Source organism: Kribbella caucasensis (assembly GCF_004361855.1).
Lineage (GTDB): Bacteria > Actinomycetota > Actinomycetes > Propionibacteriales > Kribbellaceae > Kribbella > Kribbella caucasensis.
The window spans coordinates 12,948-33,950 of the sequence record NZ_SNWQ01000026.1 but is presented as its reverse complement, the minus strand read 5'-3'; the positions used below and the strand labels follow the sequence as shown (position 1 = coordinate 33,950).

Genomic DNA, 21,003 nt, shown 5'->3' with positions numbered 1-21,003 from the left:
ACACCGCTGCCCGATGGACGGACATGCGCAAACTTGCAAGAATCGGCGGTGTGACGACCCTTTCCGCGCAAGATCTGGTCCTGCCTGCCGCCTCGCTTGGCGAGGAGAACCCACTGCCTCCGCTGCGCAGCCAGCAAGAGCTGCACCGGGTCGAGAACCTGGACTCGCTGCCGGACGATCTGCGCGAGAACATTCAGTACGGCGGCCTACAAAGCATGCTGCCCTGCCTCGACCAGGACGGGTACGACCGTCACCTCGTCGAGCAAACCCTGCCATCCCTGGTGCTGGAAAACGATCACCTCCGCGCGACCGTCCTCCCCGGTCTCGGTGGAAGGCTCTACTCCCTGATCCACAAGGCCAGCGGTCAGGAACTCCTCTACCGCAACCCAGTCCTCCAACCGGCGAACCTCGCCCTCCGCAACGCGTGGTTCGCAGGCGGTGTCGAGTGGAACCTCGGCAGCACCGGGCACTGGACCGGCACGTACGCCCCACTCCACGCCGCCCGCGTCGACGGACCCGACGGCACCCCGATCCTTCGCCTGTGGGAATGGGAGCGCACCCGCAACCTCGTCCTCCAGCTCGACCTCTGGCTGCCAGCAGACTCGGAACTCCTGTACGTCGGCGCGCGGATCCAGAATCCGTCCAGCGACGTGGTCCCGGCGTACTGGTGGTCGAACATCGCCGTCGAGCAGTCGCCGGAAACCCGCGTCCTGGTTCCGGCGGACCAGGCCTGGCGATTCGGGTACGGCGACCGGCTCGACCTCGTCGACGTCCCGGAGTACGACGGGATCGATCTGACCTACCCGATGCGGCACCGCCGGGCAGTCGACTTCTTCTTCGAACTGGAACCCGTCGAGCACCCTTGGATCGCCGCACTCGATGCTGAAGGCAACGGATTGGTCCAGGCGTCGACCGATCGCCGGACCGGACCGGGGCGGCGGGGCGGGGCTCGAATCAGACCCTGACCGGGGCGGCGGGGCGGGGCTCGAGTCAAGCGCTGCGGGGGCGCAAGCTGTTCGTCTGGGGCGAAGGCAAGGGTGGACGCCGTTGGCAGGAGTGGTTGTCGCCAGGGCTGGACGGACCCGGGTACTGCGAGATCCAGGCCGGCCTGGCTCGGACCCAGATGGAACACTTGAAGTTGCCGGGCGCAACCAGTTGGAGCTGGCTGGAGGCGTACGGGCGGCTCTCGGTGGATCCGGCCGTGGTGCACGGGGACTGGGAGAGCGCGCGACGCGGAGCGGGCGCGGTACTGGAGCCGTTGGTCGAGGACCTGGCTGACCGTGAGCGGGAGTGGCTGGCGGTCGCGGACTCCGCGCCAACCGAGCAGCTGGCCGTGGGATCCGGGTGGGGTGCGCTGGAGCTGCGACGGACCGGATGGGAGGTGTCGGCGGGGACTCCGTTCGCGGAGGAGACGATGGGGCCGCGGGAGCTGGCGTGGTTGCCGTTGCTGGATGGGCGGTTGCCGGGCGACGGGGATCCGGACGGGACGCTGGTGGGGTGGACGGACCTGCTGGAGGACGCGGAGGACAGCTGGCTGGTCTGGTACCACCGAGGTGTGGCGCGCTGGCATCACGGCGATGAGGCTGGCGCCGTCGAGGCGTGGAAGAGGTCGGGGGAGAACCCGTGGGCGTTACGTAATCTCGCGCTGACGACGGGTGAACTCGCTTCCTACGAACGCGCCGTCGAGTTGAACCCGCGATTGGTGCCCCTGGTCGCGGAGGCCGTGAACGCTGCGCTTGAAGTGGACCCCGAGCGGGCCCGGGCGATCCTGGACCGGTTGCCTGCCGACGTGTCGAGCGATCCGCGGATCCGCCTTGTGCAGGTGCGGTATCTGCTCGCCCTCGGTGACGCAGCGGCTGCGGAGAGGTTGCTGGACGAGGGCATCGAGCTGGCCGGTGTACGAGAAGGGGCGAACCCGCTCGCGGAGTACTGGCAGCGCACTCAAGAGCTTCTCGGCACCGACCGCCCGGTGCCCGCGCAGTACGAGTTCGGCATGTTCGGAGATCGCTAACGCCGCGTGTCGGGTGTCATTCGGCGCTTGCGGCGCCCAGGCACGCACCTCGCCGCGTTGGAGACAAGGCCACGATGAACACCGCATCGAGGCCTCGTCTCCGCCTTGCGATGCACGCACCTGGACACCGCAATCACTCGAATGACACCCGACACGCGGCGTTTGAAACCAGTTTGTCAGAACCTGGAACCAACGCCTTTCAGCTGGCGTCTCATGGATGTGCGGCAAGGGCCGCGCAGAAGGATCGACTACGACGACCGCGCTGCTTGCGGGCGGCGCGTCGGGGGAGTGCCATGTTGACTATCGCTGTTGTGGGTGGTTTCGGCCTGGTGCTGCTGGTCGCGGCATGCATCTTGGCTGACGTGGTGGCGGGGTCCAGGCGACGCCTGGTCCTCGGTGAGGAGAAGACCGCGGGACGCGTGACCCGGGTTCGTGGCCCGGTCCGTGGTCAGCTGGACGGCGGGGTTCCGGCGGCTTACGTCGAGATCACCGTCGAGTACTACACCCGGCACGGTGAGGGACCGTTCGAGGTCCACCGCCGGATGCCGGTGGGCAGCAGGAATCCGTACGCAGTGGACGACCGCGTGATCGTCAGCTACGACGTCAGGACTCCGCGCCGGGCCAGACTGGCCGGCCGGGTCAGCCACTGGCCGCAGCTGGGACCGAGATCATCCACTACGGTCCCGATGCCCTGACTCTTCATTGCAGTACGCCGTCGGTCGGACCCTCGCCTGGGAGAAGGCGAGGGTTCTCGTGGTTACTACGGCAGGTAGGGCTCCAGCAGGCGGTGGAGCGTGGGGATCCCCTGCGCCAGGACGTGGTCCGCATCCTCGGGCGGGAGCCGGTCGGCCAGGTGGGACAGGGCCTCGCCCATCGTGATGGTCAGGGTGACGGTGAGGCGGAACTCGCGACCGTCCCGGGCGCCGAAGCGCTGGCTGAGCAGCTCCGCGAACTCGCCGGCGTGCTGGTCGTCGAACTCGCCCGGCGTGGCCTCCAGCTCCGGATCGCCCAGACCGCTCAGCACGACGGCCCGGAAGCCGGGATCCGTGCGATGCATCTCGCGGAAGGTCTCGAGCGTGACGGTGACGGCCTCGCGCCAGTCGCCGACGGAGGCCAGGCGTTCGCGGACGGCCTCGGTGTAGCGGTGCTGGTTGCGGCGCTCGATCGCCTGGATCAGGGTGCGCTTGTCGGGAAAGTACCGGTAGACGCTGCCGACGGCGATCTCGGCGCGCTTGGCGATGCTGCTGGTGGAGGCCGCGTCGTACCCGCGTTCGACCACCTCGGCGCAGGCGGCGTCCAGGATGCGCTCGACCTGCCGGCTGGCCCGGTCCTGGGTCGGCGTCCGGCGCAGCGGGTAGGCACCCGGCTCCTCACCGGCAGTAGTGGTGACCATGAGGTCATTGTGCATGTGGCAGAGGGACAACGTTGCCACCCGAGCTGTTCAGTTTGATGACAGCTTTCCGCCAGCTCCCTGGAACCTCACTTCGAGCAGAATCGGCCGGAGGAACACCCGCCCGATCGAATCGAGGGGAACACCAGCATGCGGATCAGCAGCAAACTGGCCGCCGGACTCGCGTCCGCGGCCGTCGCCGCCGCGGGCTTGGCCGGCACCGCGCTCAGCACCGGCCAGGCCGGCAGCCAGGCGCAGGCGCCAACCACGGCCACGCAGTACGACGCGCGGAACGGCTCGGGTCTGCGGATGAACCAGGTCCAGGTCATGGGCGCCCACAACGCCTACCACCGGGAGGCGCCGGACGACGAGAAGAAGATCCAGCTGGCCCAGGACCCGGGCGCGGTCGGCCTGTTCTACTCGCACGCGTCGATCCCGGACCAGCTCGAACAGCAGAACATCCGGATGGTCGAGCTGGACCTGTTCCCGGACCCGGCCGGCGGGCTCTACACCTACCCGCTGATCCGCAAGCTGGCCGGCAAGGGCCCGCTGACGGATCCGGACCTGGCCAAGCCCGGGATCAAGGTGCTGCACTGGGCAGACTTCGACTACGGAACCACCTGCTCGACGTTCGCGAAGTGCCTCAACCAGGTGAAGACCTGGTCCGATGCCAACCCGAGCCACGCTCCGATCGTGATCCAGCTCGAGCTGAAGCAGTCCGATCCGCGGCTGGTCGCGGCCGGCGGGGTGAAGGCGCCGCCGTGGGACCTGGGCAACCTGAACAGCATCGACACCGAGATCCGGTCGGTGTTCAGCGAGAAGCAGCTGTTGTCTCCGGATGACGTCCGCAAGCCGGGTCTGACGCTGGAGCAGTCCGTGCTGAAGAAGGGCTGGCCGACGGTCGACCAGGCCCGCAGCAAGGTGATGTTCTTCTTCGACAACGGCGGGCCCGGTGCGATCCGCGACACCTACCGCGAGGGCAAGCCGAGCCTGGAGGGCCGGGCCGTCTTCACCCGCGGTCCCGAGGGTCAGCCGGACGCCGCGGTGACGATGGTGAACGACCCGCGGGGCGCGAACCAGGCCGAGATCCAGCGGCTGGTCCGGAAGGGTTACCTGGTCCGGACCCGGTCCGACGAGCCGATGTCGACCGTGCTGAACAAGGAGTACAGCCGGGTCGGGATCGCGCTGGAGAGCGGTGCGCAGTACGTCACCACCGACTTCCCGGTGGTCGGCATGGCCGCTCGGTACGACAGTGAATTCGTGGCCAAACTGCCGGGCGACACTCCCGTACGATGCAACCCTGTGTCATCTCCCGCTTGGTGCCGGGGCGACGTTTCGGAGAGGTGAGGGTATGTCGGAGCACGTGGTCGACGTCAGTTGGTCCAGGGGTGAGCACGAGTTCACCTACCAGACCTACAACCGCGATCACGAGTGGCGCTTCGACGGTGGCGTGACGGTGCCGGCGTCCGCGAATCCGACGTACCTGGGGAACCCGGGGCCGGTCGATCCGGAGGAGGCGTTCGTGGCGGCGTTGTCGTCGTGCCACATGCTCACGTTCCTCGCGATCGCGGCGCGGAAGCGGATCGTGGTCGACTCGTACGACGATCACGCGGTCGGGGTGATGTCGAAGAACGAGCGCGGCAGGATGGCCGTCACCCAGGTCGCCCTGCACCCGAAGATCACTTTCGCGGGGCCGACGCCGGATGCGGAGACGCTGGAGCGGATGCATCACCTGGCCCACCAGGAGTGCTTCATCGCGAACTCGGTGACCACCGAGATCACGGTCGAAAGCTAGCCACTGGTACGCCGGTTGTCGGCGTACCGGCCGGGACGTGAAAACCACCCGGCCGGCTGCCCTGAGCCTCGCGCAAGCGGCGTCAGGACAGCCGGCGGGTGGTTTTCCGTGCACCTCTGTGGCGGTGCACTCGACGGACCGCGGCGGCGCTTTCGCAAGGGCGCCTCTGCGTTGTGCGACATCCGTGCGGTCTACCTCGGTGGGGAAGACCGTCCGGGTGCGCCGCCGGGTCCGTCCGTCCGGCACGTGCCTTGAGCGTTACTGCTGCTCGGCGGCGGCGTCGTTCCGGTCGTCGGTGGTCTGGGTGGGCTCGTCTTCGCCACGCAGGCTGACCTGCTCGCTCGCGATGGCTGCCATCAGTCGGTGGATCGTCATGCCGGTGAGACGCACGCCGATGGCGGGTATGACGGCGATCTGACAGAACTTTTCGTGTGACCTACTTCTCATTCGTTGCCGAGGGCTCCTGATTCGGTGCTCTCCGCAGCGATGGGGCTACTTTTCGTCCAACCCGTCGGCGCGCAGCGGGACGAGTTCGCGCGCCTCGTCGTACGACGTACCGGTGAGCTCGAGCAGGTCCACGATGGTCGACCGGATCTGGCCCAGGACCACGACTCCGGACAGCGAACCGGGGATCGGCATCACGGCGGTGCGGCGGCCGAGTTCGCCGAGGACCCGGTGGGCGGCGACGTCGGCGTGCGGCTCGAACAGGGATTCCGCGATCAGCCGGACCCCGTCGGCCAGTCGTTCGAGCAGCATCGGGTACTCCGACGGCATCTTCTCGTCGCGCCAGACCGATACGGCGCAGCGGCGTACCAGGACGCGGATGTTGCGGATCGCGCGGTCCAGCGGGACGACCAGATCGGCGATCTGCTGGACCCGGCCGCGGTGCCGGCGGCGGAACGGGGAGAGCCGGACCACGGCGACCCCCTCGTCGGCCGCGCTGCGCAAATCGTCGAGCAGGGATTCGCTGCCCCGGGCCCGGCGGAGTGCGTCGGTGACCCTGTCCTCGTCGCTCTCGCGCAGACCTTCGGCGGTCTCGATCAGGATCGCGGCCAGCTCGTTCAGCACTTCGGAAGCTTGTTGCCTCGGGCGACGAATCGCCGCGGCCGGCGCGATCGTTGCCGCCGCCAACGCGACCACGCCACCGATCACCGCGTCCAGCCAGCGGCTGAACCCGGCGCCGGCGTTCGGCAGCAGGGTAGTGACGATCGCGGCCTGGACGCCGGCCTGGGTGGTCATCAGGGTGCCCGCGCCGAGCAGCACGGCGATACTCATCGCGAGCGCGATGACGAAAACGATCTGGGCGGGGCCGGTGCCGAAGAACTTCACGAACAGGTCGCCGACGCCGACCCCGACGGAAACCCCGACCATCACCTCGGCCACCCGGCGCAGCCGCTGACCGTAGCTGAACCCGAGACAGACCATCGCGGATACCGGCGCGAAGAACGGCTCCGGGTGGCCGACGACGTGCCGGGCCACCGTCCAGGCGACACCGGCGGCGAGGGCGCACTGGATGATGAAGAAGACCCGGTCCCGCCAGCGCTCCACCCGGCGGCGGACCGACGCCCTGGATCGGCGGGCCGCCTGCGGGGCGATGTCGTCGCGCAACTCCCGCAACTGCTCGAGCGTCAGCCTGACCGGGTCCACGGTCCCATCATCTCCGGTACCACGGTCGCGGGCGCGGCGGCGTACTGCGCTCCGTCTTGATTCGTCTCCGGTGGACGGTCAGGGTGGTGCCATGACCGAGAACAACCGCGAGGACTACGGCAGCTACAGCGTCGACGACGAGGACCAGCTGCAGCCGCAGGACACGCTGAACGACCGTGGCGTCGACGATCTGCTGGACGAGGGCTACTCGCCGCCGGAGAAGTGGTCGGCCGGCGAGGGATTCGGCACCACCGCCGACGAGGCGGTGCAGGGCGAGTCACTGGACCAGCGGTTGGCCCAGGAGGAACCCGACGTCGACCCGTACGCCGAGGACCCGGAGAACGTGGCTGGTCCGGAGGTCGGTGTGGAGCGTTCGGGGCGCCTGGTCGCGCCGGATGAGGGTGCGCACGAGGACCAGGAGTCCGAGTTGATCGCCGAGGATGTCGGTATCGACGGCTCAGCCGCCAGCGCCGAGGAAGCAGCCGTCCACACAGTCGACGACGAAGAACCTTTCGAACTGGATGACGAGGACGAATCAGACCTCGAAGACCTGTCCGACGTAGACCTCGGTGACATAGGCGACCCGGAGGACTGACAAACCCGTTTGCTATTCAGGTGCGCGGGGTTACTAGGACTTCGGCGCCGCGGGACGGGATCAAGGTGACGTTTTTTGGCTTTGCGGATTCTGGCTTTGGGTTGGGGGCTTGGAAGTTGTAGCGGGTGAGACAGGCTCGGAGGATTTCGGTGGCTTCGAGGAGGGAGAAGCCGGCGCCGATGCAGCGGCGGGCACCGCCGCCGAAGGGGAGCCAGGTGCCGGGGGCCGGCGGGTCTTCGGACAGGAAGCGTTCGGGGCGGAACTCTTCCGGGGCCGGGAAGTGTTCGCCGTCGGCGTGGACCAGGCCCATCGCCGGCATGATCGTGGTGCCGCGGGGGAGTCGGTAGCCGGCGATGTCGACGGTCTCGGTGACGCGCCGGCCGACCTGGTAGACGACCGGGTGCAGCCGCATCGACTCCTTGGCGATCGCGTCCAGCCGTTCGTCGTCACCCTCGTCGGCGGCCAGCTGTCCTGCCCGGAGCTGCTCGGGCTGGCGGGCGAGCTCGTGGAACGCCCAGGCCAGCGCGGTCGCCGTCGTCTCGTGTCCGGCCAGCAGCAGCGTGATCAACTGGTCCCGCAGTTCGACGTCGGACCAGGTGCCGGCCTCGAGCAGGCGGCTCAGCACATCGTTGCGTCCGGCAAAGTTCTCCCGGCTCTTGGCGATCTCGTCGTACAGGATCTCGTCGACCTGCCGCTGGGTGTCGAGGTAGCGGCTCCAGGGCGGGAACTTCAGCAGCCGTGGGTAGAAGCCGCCGAGCATGATGACCGGTGGGACCGACACGATCCGGTCGACCAACGGCCGCAACCGCGCCAGCCGGTCGTCGTCGGTGACCCCGAACACGACCTGCAGGATGATCTCCAGGGTGAGCTGGCGCATCCGGTCGTGCAGCTTGAACGGTACGCCGATCGGCCAGGACTCCACCTCGGCCCGGGCCAGCTCCGCGATCATCCCGGCGTACCCGCGCAGTGCGTTGCCCATGAACGCGGGCATCAACTGCCGCCGCATCCGGGCGTGGTCCTCGTCGTCGATCAGCAGCAGGGAGTGGTTCCCCATGATCGGCGCGAGCACCGTGTTGCCCTCGCCGGCGTGCATCACCGACGGCGGCGTGGTGAACACCTCCTTGAAGTGTTCCGGCCGGCTCAGTACGACGACCACCCGGCTCGACGGCACCAGCCGGATCGTGAAGACATCGCCGTACCGCTCGCGCATCCGCGGGAAGAACGTCCTGCGATGACTGGCGAACAACACCGTCTGCACCAACGTCGGCAGCCGCGGCCCGGGTGGAAGCGTCCGGGCGGTCTGCCGATCGAGCGTGCGCGAGCCCAGCAACGGTGTTTGTGCGGCCACTGGCCACCTCCCGATCCGCGAACCAAAGTCGGTACGACAACGCTACGTCAGGACGGTGAACTCACGAGGCGTCGTAGGCGGCCAGTGCGGCAACAAGCCTGGGGAGCTGATCCGCGTGGGCCGGATCAAGGCCAGGTGGCGTGGACCAACTGGCGGCCCGGATCGCTGCGACGGCACCAGCCTTCGGGCAGGCGCCCAGATCGTCGCAACAGCCGCGCAATCATGAGGCCGCGTCGACTGTTGCTGCTGGCCGCAGCCGTGGTTGCCGGGGGTCGGGAGTGGGGACCGCGGGCGGAGTGGCGCTGCCGCCTGTGGTCCCCGGCTTCCGACCGGGTCCCTTGGGGTGGTGCTAGGAACGCTTGAAGCGGAGGGTGAGGATCTGGAAGGGGCGGAGTTCCAAGGAGACTCCGTCGTCGGTCAGTTCGCGGTCGGCCAGGTGGCGCTCGAGCAGGTCGACCTCGGCGACCGAGATGGCCGCGAAGCCCGGGGTGACGATCGCGCGGGAGCGGCCGCCGGTGGATTCGTACAGCCGAACAACCACGTCGCCCGACTGGTCGTCGGCCAGCTTGATCGCCTCGACCACCACGTTGTTGTTGCTCACAGCAACGATGGGCTCGACGCCGTCGGCGCCGGTGACGACCCGCTCCGGCAGGTTGATCCGGTAGCCCTCCTCGATCGCCTCGGGGATCCCGGCGCCGACCACCAGTGCGTGGTTCACCACATGCACGCCCTGGTCGGTCTGCGGGTCGGGGAACCGCGGCGCCCGGATCAGCGACGTACGGATTGTGGTGGTCGTGCCACCGTCTTCGCGCGCCGTCCGGTTGATGTCGTGGCCGTACGTCGAGTCGTTGACCACGGCAACGCCGTACCCGGGTTCGCCCACGTGCACCCAGCGGTGGGCCGCGATCTCGAACTTGGCCGCGTCCCACGAGGTGTTCTGGTGGGTCGGCCGGAAGATGTGGCCGAACTGGGTCTCCGAGGCGGACCGGTCGGCGTGCACATCGACCGGGAAGGCCGCCTTGAGGAACTTCTCCGACTCGTGCCAATCGACGGACGTCTCGATGTCGACCCGCTTCGTGCCCGGCCGCAACCGCAGCGTCTGGGTGATGCTGGACCGGTTGAAGGACCGCTTGACCACGACGGTGGCGACCCCGTCGACGGTGCTGAAGTCGACGGTGTCCACCTCGGTGACGTCGCGGACGTTGTTCTTGTAGAACGAGTCGACGTCCCAGGCGTCCCAGTGGTTCGGGGTGTCCACGTGCAGTTGCAGCAGGTTGGCCGCGCTGCCCGGTGCGATGACCTCGCGCTCGGCCGCCACGTCGTACAGGCTGGTGATCAGGCCGCGCTGGTCGACGGTGACGCGGATCAGCCCGTTGTCGAGGATGTTGCCGTCGATCGTCGCGAGCTGCGCATTGGTGGAGACAGCCCCGGCGCCCATACCGGCGACACCGTTCCGAGCGTGCGGCGCGGCGTTGAAGACGATCGGGGTCGAACCCTCGCCGGCCAGCGCCTGCTGGGCCTTGGCGATGATGGCGTTGAGCTCCTCGGCCAGTCGCGCGTACGTCGCCTCGGCCTCGCGGTGCACCCACGAGATCGAGCTGCCGGGCAGGATGTCGTGGAACTGGTTCAGCAGCACGGCCTTCCAGATCCGGTCCAGCTCCTCGTACGGGTACGCGTCCAGCTTGCCTGCGAGTACCGCCGCGGCGGACCACAGTTCGGCCTCGCGGAGCAGGTGTTCGCTGCGCCGGTTGCCCTGCTTGGTCTTGGCCTGTGAGGTGTACGTCGCCCGGTGGATCTCCAGGTAGAGCTCACCTGACCAGACCGGCGCGTGCCCGGCGTACTCCTCCTCGGCGGCGGCGAAGAACTCGGTCGGCGACTCGATCGTCACCCGCGGCGAGGACTCCAGGTTCGCCACCCGGCGAGCGGTCGCGACGAACTCGCGGGTGGGGCCGCCACCGCCGTCGCCGTACCCGAACGGCACCAGCGACCGGGTCGCCGCGCCGTTCTCGGCGAAGTTGCGCTGCGCGTGCGCGAGCTCGCGGCCGGACAGGTCGGAGTTGTAGGTGTCGATCGGCGGGAAGTGGGTGAACACCCGGGTCCCGTCCAGGCCCTCCCACCAGAAGGTGTGATGCGGGAACTTGTTCTCCTTGTTCCAGGAGATCTTCTGGGTCAGAAACCACTTCGAACCGGACAGCTTGACCAGCTGCGGCAGCGCCGCGGTGTAGCCGAACGAGTCCGGCAGCCAGACTTCCTGGGTGTCGATCCCGTACTCGTCGAGGAAGAACCGCTTGCCGTGCACGAACTGCCGGGCCAGCGCCTCGCCGCCGGGCAGGTTGGTGTCGGACTCCACCCACATCCCGCCGACCGGGACGATGGTGCCGTCGGCAACGGCCTTCTTCAGCCGCTCCCACACCTCGGGGTAGTTCTCCTTCACCCAGGCGTGCTGCTGCGCCTGCGAGAACGCGAAGACGAGCTCCGGGTACTCCTGCGCGAGGGTCGCCACGTTGGACACCGTGCGGGCCACCTTGCGGCGGGTCTCGCGCAGCGGCCAGAGCCAGGCGGAGTCGATGTGCGCGTGGCCGACCGCGGAGAGCTGGTGCGCGCTGGCGTGCGCCGGACGGCTCAGTACGTCGGTGAGCTGGGCGCGGGCGTCCGTCGCGGTCCCGGCCACGTTCTCGTAGTCGAGCGCGTCGAGGGCCCGGCTCAGCGCGCGCAGGATCTCGCGGCGGCGCGGCTCCTGCGGCGAAAGCTCCTTCTGCAGGCCGTCGAGGGCCTCCAGATCGAGGATCAGGTCCCAGACCTCGGGGTTGAAGACGGCCAGGTCGGCCCGGGCCAGCCGGTAGATCGGCCGGCCGCCCGGCTCCGGCTTGCTGCCGATGTCGGTCGGCGCGAAGGCGTTCGACCCCAGTACCTCCGGGTTGGCGGCGCCCTCGACGTAGAACTCGATCCGGTCGCCGGCCGACGCCGCCGTACCGTCCGGGCCGAGGATCGACAGCGGCGCGTAGGTCTGCCGCGGGTGCAGGCCCTTCAGCGGGACGCCGGAGGTGGTGTGGATCAGGCCCTCGGCGGAGAAGCCCGGGCCGCCGCTGAAGCCGAGGTCGATCACGGCCTCGATCTGCGAACCGGCCCACTCGGCGGGCACCTGGCCGCTGAACTTGAACCAGGCGGTGCCCCAGGCCGGACCCCAGGGCAGGCCGATCTCGGCCGGCTCGTAGCTCGCGGCGAGCGCCTCGGCGGGCGATACCGGCTCACCGGGCGCGTGCCACACCTCGATGGCCAGCGGAACGGAGGCACCATAGATCGCGGGGCGGATCCGCTCCCGCAGGGCGCGGTACAACCGCTCCTCGATCAGTTGTCGATCGTCGTGCACGAAATCATCCTCCGATGACGTTTTCCGCGACCCAGCGGGCCGACTGCATGACAACGCTGTCACATACTCCGGGGGCCCGTCCAGACGCAGTTTCCCTGGTGTTCGGCTGATTGCGCTCCGTTCCCGCTCGCGGCGGCAAACTACCGGTGCGGACCTCCCGCCCTCTAAGTTGTCCCCCATGGATCGTCCCCGCCAGCTGAATCGACGGAGCGTGCTCGGGCTCGGAGCCGCGGCTGCGGCGGCCATGGTGACGCCGGGCTGCTCGCGCGGCCGCTCGGACGAGCCCGCTCCGGCCGGCCCGGCCAAATTCGCCACCGGCAACGCGGGCGGGGTGTACAACGTGTACGGCGCCGGCCTGGCGAAGCTGGTCAGCGAGGTGACCGGGGTGGCGATGACGCCGCTCCCGACCGAGGGCTCGGTGCAGAACCTGAAGATGCTCGCGGTCGGGAACGCCGACGTCGGGTTCAGCCTGTCCGACTCCGCGCTGGACGCCTGGGAGGGTGCACCCGGGACCCAGTTCGCCTCCGGCGCGCTCCGCTTCAGCGCACTGGCCCGGGTGTACGACAACTACGTGCACGTGGTGGTGCCGACCGGCTCCGACATCGACCAACTGAAGGACCTCAAGGATCGGGACGTAAGCATCGGCCCGAAGAACTCCGGCACCCGGGTGGTCGCGGAGCGGATCCTCGGCACCGCGGGTATCAAGGTCAAACCGCATCACTACGGTCTGGAGACCGCCGTTCAGGCGCTCAGGGACCGGATGAAGGACCCGAAGAAGGGCGTCGACGCGCTGATCTGGAGTGGCGGTCTGCCGACCAAGCCGATTCAGGAACTGCAGTCCCTCGGGTTCCGGCTGGTCGACATCGGTGGCGCCGCGCAGAAGCTGGCCAACCAGCGGTTCGGCGGTTATGTGCTGTCGTCGATCCCGCCGTCGGTCTACTCGCTGTCCGCCTCGGTGCCGACCCTGTCGATCCCGAACTACCTGCTGGCCCGCCGCGGCCTGTCCGACTCATGGGCCTGGTGGACCCTGAACACGATGTTCCGCCGCCAGACCGACCTGATGGCCATCCACCCCGAAGCCGGTTCGCTGGACGCCCGATCGGCGATCGCCACCATGCCGATCCCCCTCCACCCAGCCGCCGAACGCTGGTACAAGAACAACCACATCTGATCGCCCGGGTTGGGATCAGTCTTCGTAGTCGTCGATCAGGGGGACTCGGACTTCGATCACGAGGCCGCCGCCGATCGGGGGGCGGGCTACTACGCGGCCGCCGACGCGGGCTGCCTCGGAGCGGACGATTGCCAGGCCGAGTCCGGTGCCTGGCATCTCCCGGTGGTGCGCGCTCCGCCAGAAGCGCTCGCCGACCTTCTTCAGATCGCGCGAACCCAGCCCGAGCCCGTGATCCCGGACCGACATGACGACCTCGGTGCCGTCCCGGGTGACCGACACCTCGACCGGCGGCGCGCCGTACTTGGAGGCGTTGTCGAGCAGTACGTCGAGGATGTCGTCCACCTCGAGTTCGGCGGCGACCCCACCGGGGACCATTTCGCCGATGATCAGCTCCAGGTCGTCAGCGGCGTACACGGCCTTCCAGCCGACCAGCCGCTCCTTCACTGCCTGGGCCAGGTCCAGCGGCGCTTCGCTGCCCTCGATATCGCCTGGGCGGTCCGAACCGGCCAGCCGGGACAGCCGCTGGACGATCCGGCCGAGCCGGTCGATGTCGCTGAGCGCGAACCGCGCCGTCGGGGACAACCGGGACAGACCCTCGATGTGGATCCGCGCCGACGTGAGCGGCGTACGGAGCTGGTGGGACGCGTCGGCGACGAACTCCCGCTCGCGCTGCCGGGCCTGGTGCAGGCTCAGCGCCATCGAGTTGAAGCTGTCACCCAGTCGGCGCAGCTCTGGCGCACGGCCGTCCGTCGACACCCGCGTATCCAGTGCGCCACGGGTGATCTGGTGGGTCGCGTTGTCGAGGTCGTTCAGCGGCCGCAGCACCCAGCGGGTGATCGGGCGGACGATGCCGATGACGACCGCGCCGATGGCGATCAGCAGACCTCCGAGCAACAGGAGCAGCCCTCGCTCGACCTGGTCCCGGCCCTTCTCGGTGGGGACCCGCAGTACGGCGGCGCCGAGGACGCGGCCGTTGTTCACCACGGGGCGGGCGACGACCATCTCGCCGGTCCGCCACGGCCACAGCGCGGGCGGTTCGGCGGGCAGCCGGCCGGCCAGGGTGCTGTCCAGCGCGACCTTTAGGTCGGGCGCCTTCACGTCGACTCCGGACCGGGAGGTGGCGATCACCCGGCGGTCGACGTCCACTACGAACACCGGGGTGTTGTAGAGCTGGTGGTAGCGGACCGCGAGCTCGCGCAGGCTGGCGATGTCACCGGACTGCAGCGGCGACTCCGCCATCGTGGCGAACCAGTCCGCGTCGTTGCTGCGGGAAAGGAACAGCGTCCGGGACGTGCTGGTCGCGATGTAGTTGGCGAGCGGTACGGCGGCGACGATGGCCAGGATCACGACCATCGGAACAAGGGACTGCAGCAGGCGACGGCGCAACGGTCAGTCCGAGCCCAGGCGGTAACCGACGCCGCGGATGGTCTGGACGAGTTCCGGCCGGCCGAGCTTGGCCCGCAGGCTCGCGACGTGGACGTCCATCGTCCGCGAGGACGCCTCGAAGACTGACTGCCACGCATACAGGGCGACCTGTTCGCGCGGCACCACCCGGCCGTGGTGCGCGGCCAGCACAGCTAGCACGTCGAACTCCTTGCGAGTCAGGCTGATGGGCTTGTCCGCGACCTGGACGGTTCGTGCCTCGATGTCCACGGTCAGGTCGCCGACGGTCACCCGGGGGCGGGGCTGCAGCAGCCCGGTCCGGCGCAGCACCGCGTCGATCCGGGCGAGTAGTTCGGAGATGGCGAACGGCTTCACCACGTAGTCGTCGGCGCCACTGCGCAGACCGCGGACCCGGTCGGCGGCCTCGCCGCGCGCCGTCACCGCGATCACCGGGACGTCCGACACCGTACGGATCTGCCGGCAGACGTTGATGCCGTCGCCGTCCGGCAGGCCGAGGTCCAGCAGGACCAGGTCGCCGGGGTCCGCGGCGAGCGCGTCCGCGGCCGTCCGGACATGCGTCACCATCAGCCCGTACCGGCGCAACGCAGGTATCAGAGCGTTCGCGATATCGAGATCGTCCTCGACCAACAGAATCCTGACGGCGCCGCTCATGCCGAGATCGTAGGGCAGGAGGCGCTCATCTGTATCAGATCTTGGTAAAGACGTAATCACGCGACTCCATGGAGTGGTCGCCGACATTAGCCTTCGACCACAGGAGGGAACCGGTCGATGACTGTCGGTATCAACACGGGGGGCGGCTCTGCCGCGCTCTCCGAGTCCGAAGTAGCCGAGTTCGAGCAAGAGAGGCCAGCTCGGCGGCTTCGCCCTGCCCTGGATCTGGTCATCTCGGCGTGGTGCGCCGTGATCAGCGTGGGCGTGCTGCTGCAGGTGTTCTTCCCGCTGGCGCAGGGCACGCAGTTCTATTTAGTGATCTTTCTCGCAGCGGTCCTCCCGATCACGTTGTTGTGCTACCGGGGCTGGAAGGTGCCGGCCTTCGTCAACCCGTTGAAGGGTCGGACGCATGACGACCCGGGTCTGCTGGACTGGGCGCTGGCCCTGGTCGCGCTGGTCGTCTGTCTCTACCCGTTGCGCGACTTCGACGGCTTCCTCGAACGCCGCCAGGCGCCGACCTCTCTCGACGTGGTCGCCGGCGCGATCCTGCTGATCTTGTTGCTCGAGGCATGCCGCCGTACGACGGGGTGGGTGCTGCCGCTCTTCAGCCTGCTGTTCATCGCGTACGCGTACTACGGCGGCTATCTCCCGTACCAGTGGTCGCTGGCCCACCAAGGGTTCAACTTCGACGCGATCATCGCGCAGTTCACGATGGGCACCGCCGGGTTCTACGGCACCCCGCTGAACGTCGCGGCCAGCTACATCGTCCTGTTCACCATCTACGGCGCGGTGCTCGACTACTCCGGCGCCGGCAAATTCTTCATCGACCTGTCGTTCGCCGCCTTCAAACGCAGCCGTACTGCGCCGGGGCGGACCGTGACGCTCGCGGGGTTCCTGCTCGGCAGCGTGTCGGGTTCGGGGACGGCGACCGCGGTGTCGTTGGGCACCGTGTCCTGGCCGATCCTGCGCCGGGCCGGGTATCCGGCCGAACCGGCCGGCGGGATGCTCGCGGCCGCCGGTATCGGCGCGATCCTGTCGCCCCCGACGCTGGGTGCGGCCGCGTTCATCATCGCGGAGTTCCTCCAGGTCTCGTACCTGACCGTGCTCGGCTACGCGGTGATCCCGACGATCCTGTACTACCTCGGCATCCTGCTCGCGATCGAGATCGACGCCCGCCGGCACGGCACCACGTCGACCGAGCCGGCGTCGATCCAGTCCGCCTGGAAGCTGTTGCTGCGGTTCGGGTACCACTTCCTCTCGCTGTTCGTGATCGTCGGCTTCATGGCCATCGACGTCCCGCCGTTCAAGGCCGTCGTGTACGCCGTGATCATCCAGCTCGCGTTGTCGTTCCTGGACCGCGAGCACCGGCTGACTCCCGGCCCGTTGTTCAAGGCGCTTGCCCAGGGCACCCGTTCGGTTCTGCCGGTGGCGGCGACGTGTGCGACCGCAGGCGTGATCGTCGCGGTGACCACGCAGACGGGACTCGGGCTCAACCTGGCCGAGATCATCGTGGAGGCGGCTCGCGGGTTGACCGACAACCACACCGTCGTACTGATCCTGACGGTGGTGTTGTCCGCGTTCGCAGTGCTGGTGCTCGGGCTCGCCGTACCGGTGACGGCGTCGTTCATCATCGCGGCCGTGATCATCGCGCCGGCGCTGATCCAGCTCGGCGTCACCCAGGCCGAGGCGTACATGTTCATCTTCTACTACGCCGTGCTGTCCGAGGTGTCGCCGCCGACCGCGCTGGCGGCGGTGGCCACGTCCGCCATCACCGGCGGCAAGGTGATGCCGACGATGTGGCAGGCGTGGAAGTACACGCTGCCCGCGTTCCTGGTGCCGTTCGCGTTCGTGCTGACCGACAACGGGGCGTCCCTGCTCGGCCAGGGCAACTTCGTCGGCATGCTGTGGACGCTGGTGGTGTCCGCGCTGGCCGTCGCCGCGCTGGCCGTCGTGACCGGTGGCTGGATCGTGACTGGCGCCGGCTGGATCGAACGGGCATTGTGTGTGCCTTCCGCCGCACTCCTGCTGTACCTCGCCCCCGTAACCATCGCGACCGGAATCGGTTTGCTAATTGTTGCCGTCGTCATCAATCTGGTCCGGCGGCAACGCCAGGCCGGACCCACGGAAGGATCCGTCACAGAATGAGAACCCGTCGCTACCCCGCTGCTGTGGTCGCGCTCGCCACCGTCCTCTCACTGGTTGCCTGTGGTGGTCAGCGTGAACCCGACGAAGGTGGAGCCGGCACCGATGGCGGCCGGCTGACGATTGCCACCGGCAACACAACGGGCGTGTACTACCAGCTCGGTGGTGCGCTGGCGTCGGTGATCTCGGAGAAGGTGGAGGGGTACAAGGCGACCGCGAGCGAGACCGGCGCCTCGGTGCAGAACGTGCAGGGCCTGGTGGCCGGCAACTATGACATCGCCTTCTCCCTCGGTGACACCGCGACCGACGCGGTGAAGGGGCAGAACAGCTTCAAGCAGGTGCAGGACGTGGTGGCGCTGACCCGGCTCTACCCGAACTACACCCAGGTCGCCGTTCGCGCGTCGTCCGGGATCACCAAGATCGCCGACCTGAAGGGCAAGCGGGTCTCCACCGGTTCGCCGAACTCCGGCACCGAGGTGATCGCCCGCCGGCTGATCGAGGCGGCGGGGCTGGACCCGGTCCGCGACGTCACCGCCCAGCGGCTCGGCCTGCCGGAGTCCGTGGACGCGATGAAGAGCGGTTCGATCGACGCGCTGGTCTGGTCCGGCGGCCTGCCGACCGGTGGGATCACCGACCTGACCACCAGCCTCGGCAAGGACGTCAAGCTGATCCCGATCACGGATCTGCTTCCCGCGCTGCAGACGAAGTACGGCGACATCTATGCGCAGGGCACCATCCCGGGCGCGACGTACAAGCAGCCGGCCGACGTGGCGACCATCATCGTCCCGAACGTGCTGCTGGTCCGGAAGAACATGCCGGACGAGCTGGCCGAGAAGCTCACCAAGGTGATCTTCGAGAACAAGGACCGCCTGGTCCAGGTGAACGCGGCGGCCAAGGGCATCACCCTGGAGACCGCCACCCAGACCGACCCGGTGCCGCTGCACCCCGGCGCGAAGAAGGCGATCGACTCGCTCAAGTAACCCTCGGATCCGTCCTCCCCGCACACCAGGCGCAGCGGGGGAGGACGCAAGGTCCCACCTCCGCAAACCAGGCGCAGCGGAGGCGGGAACCACACCCACCCCCGCAAACCAGGCGCAGCGAGGGCGGGTACGCCCTCCCCCACAACCAGGCGCAGTGGGGAAGGGCCAGGCCGGGCCCGCGCCCTGCGGAGGCATCCAAAGGGACCACGGGCCCGGCCGCTCTTTTCCGCGCCCGTCCGCCCCACTTCACCGGCCGCCCGACCACTCCGCTCTTTCCGTCTGAGGAGAGCCGCAGGAGCGCTGACCGCACGCGAAGGCGTGTAACAGCGCCGGCCGTCGGCCGGTGGTTCGAGTACCTGCCGCCTACTCGGCTTGGTTTTCGCGTTCTTCGAGGTTGGCTTCTGGGAGAGGCGTGCCGTAGAGGTAGTGGGAGAGCGTGGAGTCGCGCTTGGGGTGGACGTGGTACTTGGTGGGGACGACTCGACCCTCGGCGCTGTCCCAGGCGGTGTCAGCGACTCTCCACCAGCGGTGGGCGAGGCGGCCGGGGAGTCCGGTGTGTGGTGAGAACGGGTGCGCGCGGGTCGGCGCGACTTCCTCGGCGGTGAGCAGTTTCTCGGTCAGCGTGGTTACGTCCTCGCTGTCCAGTCGTTCGCCGAGCATCCGGCCGTACTCCGTTTCCAGTTGCTCGTGTTCAAGGAGCAGCCTGTCGATCACTTCCCACACGTCGGCCGGGCGAAGGTGCTGCGCCCGGCTGTCGCCGTACTGGCGGCCTTTGAGGAAGCGCAGTGATCGTTCGAGTTCCCTCGCGTTGCCGACATAGATCGCGACCAGGTTCTCGCCGTCGGGCAATTTGCGGACGTGGGGCAACAGGATGTCCTCGGCCGCGGCCAGGTGCTGGGCGGCGATGGCGTAGAACCAGTCGGTCTGGTGCCGGCGATCCGGTTTCGCCGCGTCCGGCTGATGGGCCGGCGCCGCGAGTTCGCGGATCCTGTCGTGTTCGTAGGTCAGGGCCAGTTCGAGCGTCGAAGGGGTCATGACAACCACCTCCCGGGGGTTACCCCCAGCCTGCGCCTGTCTCGGAACACGCGCAACCGCCCCCGCACACCCCGTAACCACACCGAACCCCTACCGTGAACCACCCCGCCCCACAGCCCCGCATCACACCCCGCACCCACCCGGCACCTCGCACCCACCCGGCACCTCGCACCCAGCACCGCATCCCGCATCGCGTGTTGCGCCGTCGCTGGGCATCCGCACTGGGCATCCGCACTGGGCGACCGTCCCGCGGCCTCGTGTCTCGGCAGTGCGGCGGGCGGGTGGCCGGGACGGGTCTCCTGGCCACCGCACGTGCGGCTTGTGTCAGCTGTCGGAGCTCTTCTTCCAGAGGTTGATGCCTGCCTCGACGGCGTCGGCGTCGATGGCGTCCAGTTCTTCCTTGGTGAAGGAGAGATTCCGGACGGTGGCGAGGTTGTCCTCCAGTTGGGTGACGCTGGAGGCGCCGATCAGGGCGCTGGTGACGCGCTCGTCACGGAGGGTCCAGGCGAGGGCGAGCTGGGCGACCGACTGGCCGCGCTGCTTGGCGATCTCGTTCAGCGCGCGGACGTGCTTGAGGGTCTCCTCGGTCAGCATGTCGGTGCTCAGCGACTTGCCCTGCGCCGCCCGCGAGTCCGCGGGGACACCGTCCAGATAGCGGTCGGTGAGCAGGCCCTGCGCGAGCGGGGAGAACGCGATCACGCCGACGCCGAGCTCGCCGACGGCGTCGAGCAGGTCCTCCTCGATCCAGCGGTTCAGCATCGAGTACGACGGCTGGTGGATCAGCAACGGGGTGCCCAGCTCCTGCAGGATCCTGGCTGCCTCGCGGGTCCGGTCCGCGGAGTACGACGAGATCCCGGCGTACAGCGCCTTGCCGGAGCGGACGGCGGCGTCGAGCGCGCCCATCGTCTCCTCGAGCGGCGTGTCCGGGTCGAACCGGTGCGAGTAGAAGATGTCGACGTAGTCCAGGCCCATCCGGGACAGCGACTGGTCGAGCGAGGCGAGCAGGTACTTCCGCGAGCCGCCGCCCTGACCGTACGGCCCCGGCCACATGTCGTAGCCGGCCTTGGTCGAGAGGATCAGCTCGTCCCGGTACTGCTTGAAGTCGCGGGCGAAGTGGGTGCCGAAGTTGGTCTCGGCCGAGCCGTACGGCGGCCCGTAGTTGTTCGCCAGGTCGAAGTGGGTGACGCCGAGGTCGAACGCGCGGCGCAGGATGTCGCGCTGGGTCGCGAACGGCTTGTCGTCGCCGAAGTTGTGCCACAGCCCGAGCGAGATCGCCGGCAGCTGCAATCCGCTGCGGCCGGTCCGCCGGTAGGCCATCTGGTCGTCGTACCGTTCCTGGGCAGCTACGTAGTCAGTCACGGAAACCCAGTCTGCCTCATGCCAGGACATGTCCGCGAACCCTTGTATTACTGCAGAAACGGGGTCGATGAGTGCCAGCGATCCACCTTCTTGATCTACGTCAGA

At 68.6% G+C, this 21,003-nt stretch carries 17 protein-coding genes; 9 read left to right on the top strand and 8 right to left on the bottom strand.

The window, feature by feature from the left end; translation table 11 throughout:
• Positions 1-50: 50 nt before the first annotated feature.
• From EV643_RS46155 to EV643_RS36475, 3 genes are all read left to right on the top strand, one after another.
• Complete coding sequence (locus tag EV643_RS46155; protein ID WP_238166058.1) at positions 51-965, top strand: DUF5107 domain-containing protein; 915 nt, start codon at positions 51-53, stop codon at positions 963-965.
• 95 nt (positions 966-1,060) lie between these two features.
• Positions 1,061-2,011, top strand: a complete 951-nt coding sequence (locus EV643_RS46150) for a hypothetical protein (RefSeq protein WP_238166057.1) — start codon at positions 1,061-1,063, stop codon at positions 2,009-2,011.
• 293 nt (positions 2,012-2,304) lie between these two features.
• Positions 2,305-2,706: a DUF3592 domain-containing protein gene (locus EV643_RS36475; RefSeq protein ID WP_238166056.1), complete on the top strand. Its 402-nt coding sequence runs from the start codon at positions 2,305-2,307 to the stop codon at positions 2,704-2,706.
• A 65-nt stretch (positions 2,707-2,771) separates the two neighbouring features.
• Here EV643_RS36475 and EV643_RS36470 read toward each other — a convergent pair whose 3' ends face one another.
• Positions 2,772-3,404 (bottom strand): TetR/AcrR family transcriptional regulator, encoded by a 633-nt coding sequence (locus EV643_RS36470; protein ID WP_133804776.1) that lies wholly within the window; start codon positions 3,402-3,404, stop codon positions 2,772-2,774.
• A gap of 147 nt (positions 3,405-3,551) precedes the next feature.
• On the opposite strand from EV643_RS36470, the gene EV643_RS36465 reads away from it, so the two are divergent.
• Together EV643_RS36465 and EV643_RS36460 are read left to right on the top strand one after the other, a co-directional pair.
• Positions 3,552-4,748: a phosphatidylinositol-specific phospholipase C1-like protein gene (locus tag EV643_RS36465; RefSeq protein WP_133804775.1), complete on the top strand. Its 1,197-nt coding sequence runs from the start codon at positions 3,552-3,554 to the stop codon at positions 4,746-4,748.
• A gap of 4 nt (positions 4,749-4,752) precedes the next feature.
• Entirely contained in the window at positions 4,753-5,196 is a 444-nt protein-coding gene (locus EV643_RS36460) for an OsmC family protein (protein ID WP_133804774.1), read from the top strand.
• 492 nt (positions 5,197-5,688) lie between these two features.
• On the opposite strand, the gene EV643_RS36455 is transcribed toward EV643_RS36460, so the two are convergent.
• Entirely contained in the window at positions 5,689-6,843 is a 1,155-nt protein-coding gene (locus EV643_RS36455) for an FUSC family protein (protein WP_133804773.1), read from the bottom strand.
• A 91-nt stretch (positions 6,844-6,934) separates the two neighbouring features.
• Between EV643_RS36455 and EV643_RS36450 the strand changes: the two genes are divergently transcribed.
• On the top strand, positions 6,935-7,438 hold the full coding sequence (locus EV643_RS36450; RefSeq protein ID WP_133804772.1) for a DUF5709 domain-containing protein: 504 nt from the start codon (positions 6,935-6,937) through the stop codon (positions 7,436-7,438).
• 16 nt (positions 7,439-7,454) lie between these two features.
• On the opposite strand, the gene EV643_RS36445 is transcribed toward EV643_RS36450, so the two are convergent.
• Together EV643_RS36445 and EV643_RS36440 are read right to left on the bottom strand one after the other, a co-directional pair.
• Positions 7,455-8,786, bottom strand: coding sequence for a cytochrome P450 (locus EV643_RS36445; protein WP_133804771.1), 1,332 nt, complete (start codon positions 8,784-8,786; stop codon positions 7,455-7,457).
• 349 nt (positions 8,787-9,135) lie between these two features.
• Positions 9,136-12,156 (bottom strand): alpha-mannosidase, encoded by a 3,021-nt coding sequence (locus EV643_RS36440; RefSeq protein ID WP_133804770.1) that lies wholly within the window; start codon positions 12,154-12,156, stop codon positions 9,136-9,138.
• A 178-nt stretch (positions 12,157-12,334) separates the two neighbouring features.
• Here EV643_RS36440 and EV643_RS36435 point away from each other — a divergent pair, with 178 nt between their 5' ends.
• Positions 12,335-13,327, top strand: coding sequence for a TAXI family TRAP transporter solute-binding subunit (locus EV643_RS36435; RefSeq protein ID WP_133804769.1), 993 nt, complete (start codon positions 12,335-12,337; stop codon positions 13,325-13,327).
• A 15-nt stretch (positions 13,328-13,342) separates the two neighbouring features.
• Here EV643_RS36435 and EV643_RS36430 read toward each other — a convergent pair whose 3' ends face one another.
• Positions 13,343-14,680 (bottom strand): sensor histidine kinase, encoded by a 1,338-nt coding sequence (locus tag EV643_RS36430; protein ID WP_133804768.1) that lies wholly within the window; start codon positions 14,678-14,680, stop codon positions 13,343-13,345.
• A gap of 36 nt (positions 14,681-14,716) precedes the next feature.
• Entirely contained in the window at positions 14,717-15,382 is a 666-nt protein-coding gene (locus tag EV643_RS36425) for a response regulator transcription factor (RefSeq protein WP_012918592.1), read from the bottom strand.
• A 117-nt stretch (positions 15,383-15,499) separates the two neighbouring features.
• Between EV643_RS36425 and EV643_RS36420 the strand changes: the two genes are divergently transcribed.
• Both EV643_RS36420 and EV643_RS36415 read left to right on the top strand, forming a co-directional pair.
• On the top strand, positions 15,500-17,527 hold the full coding sequence (locus EV643_RS36420; RefSeq protein ID WP_133804767.1) for a TRAP transporter permease: 2,028 nt from the start codon (positions 15,500-15,502) through the stop codon (positions 17,525-17,527).
• Positions 17,524-18,504, top strand: coding sequence for a TAXI family TRAP transporter solute-binding subunit (locus EV643_RS36415; protein WP_133804766.1), 981 nt, complete (start codon positions 17,524-17,526; stop codon positions 18,502-18,504). Before EV643_RS36420 ends, EV643_RS36415 begins: the two co-directional genes overlap by 4 nt.
• A gap of 363 nt (positions 18,505-18,867) precedes the next feature.
• Here the strand turns inward: EV643_RS36415 and EV643_RS36410 are convergent, their stop codons facing one another.
• Entirely contained in the window at positions 18,868-19,539 is a 672-nt protein-coding gene (locus EV643_RS36410) for a hypothetical protein (protein WP_133804765.1), read from the bottom strand.
• Between the two features lie 324 nt (positions 19,540-19,863).
• Positions 19,864-20,928, bottom strand: coding sequence for an L-glyceraldehyde 3-phosphate reductase (mgrA, locus tag EV643_RS36405; RefSeq protein WP_238166064.1), 1,065 nt, complete (start codon positions 20,926-20,928; stop codon positions 19,864-19,866).
• Positions 20,929-21,003 lie beyond the last annotated feature (75 nt).